This window comes from Streptomyces sp. NPDC060209, assembly GCF_042728155.1.
In the GTDB taxonomy this organism is placed as follows: domain Bacteria; phylum Actinomycetota; class Actinomycetes; order Streptomycetales; family Streptomycetaceae; genus Streptomyces.
The window spans coordinates 1-8,621 of the sequence record NZ_JBHWZS010000350.1; the positions used below are offsets into that span (position 1 = coordinate 1).

Below are 8,621 nucleotides of genomic sequence, written 5' to 3' on the forward strand. Positions count from 1 at the left end.
GGGGCCGACGGTGCGACACCGTCGGCCCGAAGTCGTTTTGGATGCCTGGGACAGCCCTTGGGGAGCGACAGGGCGATGGTGTCCGCGGAGGAGGTCGTGCACGCGCGTACAGGGGCAGCTTGCCCGGGGAGGCAGGCAGGGGGCATGGCTGCTGATCCGGGTTGCGGACACGGGACGAAATCAGGCACCTTCGCTATAGCCCGCACGCAAGCTTTCAACGCGTTCACGTATTCGGTGCTTGGGTACGTGCCACCTTTTGTGGGGCTGTGCTTACCTTGAATGCCTGGGCCGGGCCCGGAAAGCGGGCTCGGCAGGCGGTGATAGGAACTCAGCCATGCCCCGACTGCCCTATCCGGTGTGGGATGACCTCCCTGAAGAGACAGTCGCTGCGATAAAAGATTTTCCGGTGCCAATCAACAGTGTGAGGGCCATCGCGCTCGCGCCGACATTGACTGCTCCGTTGCTGGACCTGGTGACAAGAATGATGACTGTGCTCGAACTGCGCCCCAAGCACCGGGAGATGCTGGTCCTTCTGGTCTCGCACGAGACGCACTGTCGCTACGAATGGCTTGAGCACTTACCCCAGGCCGCCGCGGTCGGTGTGACTGAGGCCGATCTTCTGTTGATTGCCGATCCTGATGAGCGCTGTACCGATCAGGCGGAGCGCGCCTTGCTGTCCGCTGGACGACGCTATCTGCGTCAGGCCGGTTGGGACGGTGAGCCGATGCAGCAATTGCAGGTACATTTCACCGCCCGCCAGATCGCTGAGATCCTCTTCGTTCTCGGTGCCATCCGGATGTTCACGCTCTACATCAACGCCCTCGACCTGGAGGTCGACGAGGCGGGAGATGAACTGGCCCAGGGCTTCGCGTCGATGGCAACTGAGCGCGGTGGCCAGTGAGCCCCGGCGCGGTCTCGCGCACCGTGGTCGTGGGCGGGAGTATTGCGGGTTGCGCTGCGGCTGTCGCCGTCCAGCGAGCCGGCCACACCGTTACCGTTTTCGAGCGCAGCCGCGCTGATCTTGCGGAGCGCGGTCTGGGGATTGTCATTCCTCCAGCCCTACGGGAGAAGCTGGTCTCCGCCGGCTATGTCGATGCCGCCATGCCCGTATGTACTGCCTCCGAGCGGGTATGGGTAGTACGTCGGCCGGGTCGGCGTGAGGGCCGGGAGCTGTGGCGCCAGCCGAGTCCGATCGCGGCCTGCAACTGGGCCCTGTTATGGCAGAGCCTGCGTCGCAGAGTTTCGGACGGCGATTATCGGCGAGCAGATCGGGTTGCCGAGGTCCACGCGGCCATTCCGGAACGGCCTTCAAGTGCGTCGAAAGCCGAGGTCCACACAGACCGGGGCCAGGACCTGACATGCGACATGGTGGTGGGTGCCGACGGCTATGGTTCTTTGGTGCGCGGAACAGTATTCCCCCGTGTACGCCCATCTTTTGCCGGCTACGCCCTGTGGCGAGCGAGCCTGCCCCTGAGGCAGGTACCGGACGGCGCCCGGATCCGCAACGAGCTCTCTGGCAAGTACTACACCATTGTCTTCCCCGGTGGTCATGCGGTTCTCTACCTGATCCCGGGCTCGCAGGGCGACGCGCAGGAGACGCTGCGGCTGAATTGGGCCTTGTATGCGGTGCCACCCACCGATATGGCATTCGACGCGACGATGTCGTACCCACCCGGGCGGGTGGCCGAGGCTCTGGTGCGCCATGCGCAAGGGCTGATCGAGGAGTCCTTCCCCGATCCCTGGCGCGATGCCGTGCTGGCCACAGGCGCGGACGCTGTCACGGTGCAACCGGTACACGACCTGTCCCTGCCACGGGTGGCCCGTGCCCCCTTCCTGCTCGCTGGGGACGCAAGCACAATCACGCGACCCCATACCGCCAGTGGGGCCGTTAAGGCGCTGCAGGATGCCCTTCTGCTGGAGCAGGTCCTGCGCTCGTCACCATCCCTGTCGGCGGCCCTCGCTGCTTATGACGAGGACCGCAGAGCAGTTGGTAACCAATTGGTGTCCCTGGGGCGCGCGCTCGGGCAGGCACAGGTCGAGGACACTCCGGATTGGCAGACCATGAGTCCGCAGAAGATGGCCGCCTGGACCCTGGCGACGCTGAACGGAAAAAGCCACTACCTGTACGAAGAGAAAGAATTGATGGAGCCGACGCACTATCGGGAGTGAGACATAGCCATGCCCACTGTGACCTGCCCTCACATAGCTCTGCCTGAAAACCGGGTAGAAACGGATGAATTACTCGACCACTTCGCCAGCCGCTACGCAGACGCCCCCCGGATCAAGGACGCGTTGCGCGTGATGGAAGCCACCACTGTGGCAAGCCGGCACCTATCCCACCCACTTCTCGAACTCAGTTCCTCCGGCCAGTCGGTCGACGAGCGGCTTGACCGACATTTCGCCGACACCTGCCAACTCGCCGAGCAAGCCGCACGCAAGGCACTGCGTCTGGCTCAACTCGACCCCGCTGACATCGACACCTTGGTGTGCGCCAGCGTCACCGGCTACGTGATGCCCGGTCTCGACCTTGAGCTCGTCAACCGGCTCAATCTGCCGCCTACCACACGGCGCCTGCCGGTAACGCAGATGGGATGTAACGGCGGCGCCTATGCTCTAGCCAGGGCTGCAGACCTGTGCACCAGCGCACAGCACAGAATACTGGTGGTTGCCGCAGATCTGTTCTCCTCCTACATTCACCCGGCTGACACCGGCATGGACAACATGATCTTCCGGGCGCTCATGGGTGACGCGGCGGGAGCTTGCGTAGTCCGCAGCGACGACACGCAGCCAGGTTTGCGAATCACAGCCACTTGGGACTACACCGCACCTGGGACGGCATCGATTGTCGGGACCCGAATCAGGGATGACGGAATGCATCTCTTCAATTCGCCTCGCCTCTATGACGCGGTCGCCCAGGTACTGCCTGAACTCACCGGCTGGCTCAAGGAATCAGAGCCCGACAGCGAACCGCCCACTCTGGGCTTCCTCGTAGCGCATCCCGGTGGACCCAAGGTCCTGAGCACGCTTGTCGACGGGCTCGGCTGCGACCCGTCACTCATAGACATCCCCTGGCAGAGCTTGCGTTCCCTCGGGAACACCGGATCCGTATCCGTCCTCGACATCCTGGCCCGCACGTATGCCACGCCACCACCCCCCGGCACACACGGCCTCGTGATCGGAGTCGGCCCAGGTATATCCGTCACAGCTTCACGCGCCCAATGGCAATAGCAGCTGAGACCGATCGCAGCAGCCACTCTGCTCACCGGGACCGAACCTCAGGTTGGGGCAGCTCCACCACCGGGCGACCACGACCGGGGGCCGCCCTGGGGCCGTCGGCGCGCCACGGCCTTGCGGTTACGCCCCTGTCCCGCGGGTGATGATCACGGCATCGCCGAGCTCAGCAAGGGAGGCACCAGGTGGTCGACGTACACCCGATCGAGCCGCTGACCGCAGCCGCAGGGGAGCCCGCGCCGCAGCAGGTCTGGTACACGTCGTACGGCTCCAACACGCATCTGGGCCGGCTCGCCTGCTACATCGAGGGGGGTCGGCCGCCCGGGGCCGACAGGGTGTATCCGGGATGCCGGGACCGGCGCCCGCCCAGCCGGTCCGTGCCCGTGGAGCTCCGAGGGGCCCTCTACTTCGCCACGCGATCGCCGGTCTGGGGTGGCGGACGGGCCTTCTACGACCCGGGGGGCGAAGGGCGGGTGTACGCCCGCGCCCACCTCGTCCCGGCCTCGCAGTTCGCGGACATCGTCGCCCAGGAGATGTACAGGGACCCGGGCGAGGACCTGGACCTCGGCGAGGTCCTGACCTCCGGCGCCGCCACGCTGGGGAGCGGACGTTACGAGACGCTGGTGTGCGCGGGGCGGATGGACGGGCATCCCGTTCTGACCTTCACCGCGCCGTGGAGCGCCCACGAGGTCGCCCCGGTGCCGCCGTCGCGCGACTACCTGCGCCTCGTCGCCTCCGGCCTGTTGGCGGCGGGGCCGTGGGACGCGGCCACGGTCTCCGCCTACCTCGCCTCGGCACGGGGGGCCGCCGGCCGGTGGTCCGCCCGCGCGATCCTGGACCTGATCACCTGACCGGGCGGCCGTCGGTGCGCCGTACCGGCCCTGAGATCCGTCATTCGCCCCGGGCGGTCCGAGTGACGTCCGGGGCGGCATCGGGGGCGGGCGGCTGCGCGGTGTGCACCTCCGGCTCGGTGGTGCGGCGGGTGCCGATGGCCGGGGCGAGGAAGACCGCCACGGCGACGAACGCGAGGACGACGATCATGGCGGAGCGCAGCCCGTAGTGGTCGCCGAGGAAGCCGAGGCCGGGGGGCCCGACGAGGAAGGCGATGTAGCCGATCATCGCCACCAGGCTGACGCGGGCCGCCGAGTCGGGACCCGAGTCGCCGGCCGCGGACAGTGCGACGGGGAAGCCGAGCGAGGCCCCCAGGCCCCAGAACAGCACTGCGGCGCCTGCGAGGACGGGGGAGTCGGCGAAGATGACGAGAGTGAGTCCGAGGGCCGCGGACAGTGCGCTGGCCCGGACGACGGGGGCGCGGCCGAAGCGGTCGATGAAGAAGCCGCCGCCGAAGCGGCCGATCGTCATGGCGGCGGCGAAGCCTGCGTAGACGGCCGATCCCAGGGCCGGGTCCACGCCGTGGCCGTCGACCATGAGCAGCGGCAGCCAGTCGTTGGCGGCGCCCTCCGCCAGTGCCATGGCGAGGATGATTCCGCCGATCAGCAGCAGCCGCCTGTCCTTCCACACCGCCGCCCGCGGCGGCGTCGTGCCGCCGTCGGCCGGCCGGGGCCCCTTGGTTCTGCCCACCGAGGCGGGGATGGCGCGGAAGGCGTAGAGGAACATCCCGGTGGCGATGACGGCTATCGCGCTCAGGTGCCACTGCACCGGGAACTCGACGGCGGTGAACAGAATGCCGACCGCGGCCCCCACGACCGTGCCGAGGCTGAAGAAGCCGTGCAGGGTGGGCAGTACCGTCCGGCCGATGATCTGCTCGACCTCGGCGCCGTCGATGTTGACCGCGACCTCTCCGCCGCCCATCCCGGCGCCGAAGAGGAACAGTCCGGCCGTGACGGTGGGGGCCGAGGAGAGCAGGGCCCCGCAGCCGATGACCACCATGCTGACGATGACCAGCGCCGTCCCCACGCCCATGACCGGCCTGGTGCCGAACCGTGCCACCAGTGCACCGGAGCTCAGGATGCCGAGCATGGAACCGACGGACAAGCCGAACAGGACAAGTCCCATCTGAGCGGTGGAAGCACCCAGTTGGTCCCTGATGTCGGGCGTTCGCGTCACCCAGGAGGAGATCGACAAGCCGGGCATGAGGAAGAAGAGGAACAACGCCGTTCGGCGGCGACGGGTGGCCAGGTCCATCAGACACGTCTTTCACGAGAATGCGGCAGGGCGGACGCCACCCCGGGCTAAGTATGTACGAACGTACACTCCCGGGTGGGGCAGAGGAAGTGCGTACAGCGGGGCGGCCGAAGGGATGGAGTGAGCCCGAGCGGTCGGGTCCGCCCCTGGCCGTGCTCCGAGCGTGCGAGGGTGCAACCGGGGCAGCCGTACCCGTACACCGTGGGCGCCGTGACCGGCCCTGCGATCCGTTGCCGAGCTGAGGAGGGACAGCGCATGACGACGCTGGCCGTGACCGGGCACATCGACCTGACCGAGGAGACCGTGCCGCTCGTACGGGCCGCACTGCGGGAGTTGCTGGAGCCCTACAGCGGGGACCTCACGGGAGTCTCGTGCATCGCCGCCGGAGCCGATTCGCTCTTCGCGGAGGAGGTCTCCGCCATGGGCGGCCGCCTCGTCGTCGTCATTCCGTCCCTGGACTACCGCGTCGCGGTGGTGAATCCCGAGGACACCCCTGTCTTCGACCACCTCAACGAAACCGCCGTCGAGGTGTGGACCCTGCCGTACGAGACCGCCGGCCGCGCGGCATACGAGGCCGCCAACGCCGAGCTGTTGAAGCGTGCGGACCGGCTCGTCGCCGTGTGGGACGGCACGCCCCCGTCCGGGCGAGGCGGCGGTACGGCCGATCTGGTCGAGGAGGCCCGGCGGGCCGGGGTGCCGGTGGACGTGGTCTGGCCGGAAGGTGCCGCGCGGCGCGGCTGAGCCGGCGGCTTCACGGCGATGCCGGTGTCCCGTCCGGCGTCCGGTGGTGGCGTTCGTAGTGGCGGGCCGCGCGGGCGCGGTTTCCGCAGGAGGGCTTGCACCATTCCTGGCGGCCGTGGCTCTTCACGAAGTAGCGGACGCAGCGGGGAGCCGTGCAGGCCCGCAACCGCTCGCGCTGCGGACCGCCGAGGAACTCGATGGCGGCCCGCGCGAGGGCGGCGAGAAGTACGGCGTGCGGGTCGTCCCGCGTGGCCGACACGTGCGTCTTCGGGGGGCCTTCGAGGGGCCAGTCCAGCCGGGGGACGACGGGGACCAGCGCCGCGGCCGCGTTCAGCTCGGCCACCGCCCGGCCGGCCGGCGTCAGCCGGTGGGCGTCCGGCGGGCTGGGACGCGTCGGGCTGACCGCGCGGGCGAACAGCGCCCGCACGGCACGCCGTAGCTCGACGACGCGGAGCCTGAGGTCCTCGTCAACCACCTCCGAGTCCTCGGGGAAGTGGCCCTCCAGCAATGCCCGCTGCTCGTGGATCCAGCGCTTCAGGCCCTGCACCGTGGCCAGTTCGTCGGTGACGCCGCCGTCGCCGTCGTGGCGGATCGTGCTCGCCAGCTCCAGTGCCGCCCAGCGCTCCATGGGGTCTTGCTCCTGCCCGTACCGGTTGTTTGCGTGGCACGCACACTCTAAGGTCCCTAACGGATAACTGGAAACAAGCATTAGGGGGAGACGTGACCGTGTTGCTCGCGCAGATCAGTGATCTGCACCTGGACGGCAGCGAGAGGGCGACCCGGCGCGCCGTACGCGTCATGGACCACCTGCGGGCCCTGCCCCGTCCCGTCGATGCCTTGCTGGTCACCGGGGACATCGCGGACCACGGTGCGGAGGCGGAGTACGAGGAGGCCGCGCGGATCCTCGCCGCGCCCTTCCCGGTCCTCCCGTGTCCCGGGAACCACGACGTGCGTCCCGCCTACAGGAAGGCCTTTCTGGGGGAGGCGCCCGACGCCGGACCCGTCAACCGGGTGCACCACATCGCGGGTGCCGCGATCCTGATGTGCGACTCCACCATCCCGGGACGCGACGAGGGGCGCCTCGACGAGCAGACCCTCGCCTGGATCGACACCACTCTCGCCGGACTGCCGCAGGGGACAAGGGCCCTGATCGCCTTCCACCAGCCGCCCGTCGAGCTCCACCACCCACTGCCCGACTCCGGCATGCTCGAACGCCCCGGTGACCTGGCGGCCCTGCTCCGTGCCCATCCACGGGTCGCCGCCGTCCTCACGGGGCACGCCCACACGGCGGCGGCCTCCACCTTCGCGGGTCTCCCCCTGATCGTGGGACCGGCGATCACCTGGACACTCCGGATGCCGTGGGAGGGCGACCGTGCCGCCGACCGCGACCAGCCTCCGGGGCTCGCCTTCCATGTCCTGGGCGACGACGGCCGGCTGACGACCCACTACCGCGTCGTGATCTGAGCGGCCGCCCGGGCCCGGGCCGAGGCTGCTGGTGCGGGCGCCGTCGTGTCCGGCGCCGGTCCGGTAGTGTGGCCCCTCCCGAGACCGGGACCGACCCAGGAGGTGAGACCCATTACCGCTTCAGCAGGCTGGGCGCTCACCCCTCGCCGTCGTGTGGCCGACCGGGCCTGAGCGATCGCGGAGCGCCCATCGGTCATCCCGAAAGGCTCCGCACCGTGCAGGAATTCGCCCCACCGCTCACCTTCGCCACCCTCGTCACCTCGCTCCGTGCCGCCGGCTGTGTCTTCGCCGAGGACGAGGCGGAACTCCTTCTCTCCGCATCGGCCGACCCCGCCGGTCTCGCGGCCATGCTGGAACGGCGCGTAGCCGGCCTGCCGCTTGAACACGTGCTCGGCTGGGCCGAGTTCTGCGGGCTGCGGATCGCCGTGGACCCCGGGGTCTTCGTGCCCCGGCGACGTACGGAGTTCCTCGTCCGGCAGGCCGCCGCACTCGCACCGGACCGTGCGGTCGTGGTCGATCTCTGCTGCGGTACCGGGGCGCTCGGCAGGGCGCTCGCGTCGTCGCTGCGGGACGTGGAACTGCACGCCGCCGACGTGGAACCCGCCGCTGTGCGCTGTGCCCGGCGCAACGTGGGAGAACTCGGGACGGTCTACGAGGGCGACCTCTTCGCCCCTCTGCCCCGTGCGCTGCGCGGGCGGGTCGACGTCCTGCTCGCCAACGTGCCGTACGTACCGACAGAAGACGTCGGGCTGCTCCCCGCCGAGGCGCGCATCCACGAGCCGCGCGTCGCGCTCGACGGAGGGGGCGACGGGCTCGACGTGATGAGGCGCGTCGTCGCCGAGGCGGCCGACTGGCTGGTCCCGGGCGGCAGTCTGCTGGTCGAGACGAGCGAGCGGCAGGCGGCGCGGGCCGAGGAGACGGTGGGGAGCAGCGGACTGCTCGCCCGCGTCGTCGTCTCCGAGGAGCTGTACGCCACCGTCGTCGTCGGGACCAGGCCCCGGTAGGGCTGTTCCGCGCCGTCCGCCGTCCGGCACGCGTGC

The 8,621-nt window shown here is 69.4% G+C and carries 9 protein-coding genes; 7 read left to right on the forward strand and 2 right to left on the reverse strand.

Annotated elements, in window-relative coordinates; genetic code table 11:
* Positions 1-334 precede the first annotated feature (334 nt).
* The 4 genes from ACFWFI_RS37755 to ACFWFI_RS37770 all read left to right on the forward strand — a co-directional run bounded on the left by ACFWFI_RS37755 (position 335) and on the right by ACFWFI_RS37770 (position 4,082).
* Positions 335-901, forward strand: coding sequence for a carboxymuconolactone decarboxylase family protein (locus ACFWFI_RS37755; RefSeq protein ID WP_387399510.1), 567 nt, complete (start codon positions 335-337; stop codon positions 899-901).
* Positions 902-930: 29 nt separating this feature from the next.
* Positions 931-2,169, forward strand: a complete 1,239-nt coding sequence (locus tag ACFWFI_RS37760; RefSeq protein WP_387399523.1) for an FAD-dependent monooxygenase — start codon at positions 931-933, stop codon at positions 2,167-2,169.
* 9 nt (positions 2,170-2,178) lie between these two features.
* Positions 2,179-3,228: a type III polyketide synthase gene (locus ACFWFI_RS37765; RefSeq protein WP_387399512.1), complete on the forward strand. Its 1,050-nt coding sequence runs from the start codon at positions 2,179-2,181 to the stop codon at positions 3,226-3,228.
* Between the two features lie 188 nt (positions 3,229-3,416).
* Positions 3,417-4,082: a histone deacetylase gene (locus ACFWFI_RS37770; protein ID WP_387399514.1), complete on the forward strand. Its 666-nt coding sequence runs from the start codon at positions 3,417-3,419 to the stop codon at positions 4,080-4,082.
* Positions 4,083-4,122: 40 nt separating this feature from the next.
* Here the strand turns inward: ACFWFI_RS37770 and ACFWFI_RS37775 are convergent, their stop codons facing one another.
* Positions 4,123-5,376, reverse strand: a complete 1,254-nt coding sequence (locus ACFWFI_RS37775) for an MFS transporter (RefSeq protein WP_387399515.1) — start codon at positions 5,374-5,376, stop codon at positions 4,123-4,125.
* Between the two features lie 255 nt (positions 5,377-5,631).
* Between ACFWFI_RS37775 and ACFWFI_RS37780 the strand changes: the two genes are divergently transcribed.
* Entirely contained in the window at positions 5,632-6,117 is a 486-nt protein-coding gene (locus ACFWFI_RS37780) for a hypothetical protein (protein WP_387399517.1), read from the forward strand.
* 10 nt (positions 6,118-6,127) lie between these two features.
* Here the strand turns inward: ACFWFI_RS37780 and ACFWFI_RS37785 are convergent, their stop codons facing one another.
* On the reverse strand, positions 6,128-6,745 hold the full coding sequence (locus ACFWFI_RS37785) for a CGNR zinc finger domain-containing protein (RefSeq protein ID WP_387399519.1): 618 nt from the start codon (positions 6,743-6,745) through the stop codon (positions 6,128-6,130).
* A 98-nt stretch (positions 6,746-6,843) separates the two neighbouring features.
* Here ACFWFI_RS37785 and ACFWFI_RS37790 point away from each other — a divergent pair, with 98 nt between their 5' ends.
* Together ACFWFI_RS37790 and ACFWFI_RS37795 are read left to right on the forward strand one after the other, a co-directional pair.
* Complete coding sequence (locus ACFWFI_RS37790; protein WP_387399524.1) at positions 6,844-7,581, forward strand: metallophosphoesterase; 738 nt, start codon at positions 6,844-6,846, stop codon at positions 7,579-7,581.
* A 215-nt stretch (positions 7,582-7,796) separates the two neighbouring features.
* Entirely contained in the window at positions 7,797-8,585 is a 789-nt protein-coding gene (locus ACFWFI_RS37795; protein WP_387399521.1) for a putative protein N(5)-glutamine methyltransferase, read from the forward strand.
* The last annotated feature ends 36 nt before the right edge of the window (positions 8,586-8,621 follow it).

Excerpts from the sequence above, each read along its gene's own strand:
- ACFWFI_RS37755 (WP_387399510.1), top strand. The coding sequence starts at position 335 with ATGCCCCGACTGCCCTATCCGGTGTGGGATGACCTCCCTGAAGAGACA.
- ACFWFI_RS37765 (WP_387399512.1), top strand. The coding sequence starts at position 2,179 with ATGCCCACTGTGACCTGCCCTCACATAGCTCTGCCTGAAAACCGGGTA.
- ACFWFI_RS37775 (WP_387399515.1), bottom strand. The coding sequence starts at position 5,376 with ATGGACCTGGCCACCCGTCGCCGCCGAACGGCGTTGTTCCTCTTCTTC.
- ACFWFI_RS37780 (WP_387399517.1), top strand. The coding sequence starts at position 5,632 with ATGACGACGCTGGCCGTGACCGGGCACATCGACCTGACCGAGGAGACC.
- ACFWFI_RS37785 (WP_387399519.1), bottom strand. The coding sequence starts at position 6,745 with ATGGAGCGCTGGGCGGCACTGGAGCTGGCGAGCACGATCCGCCACGAC.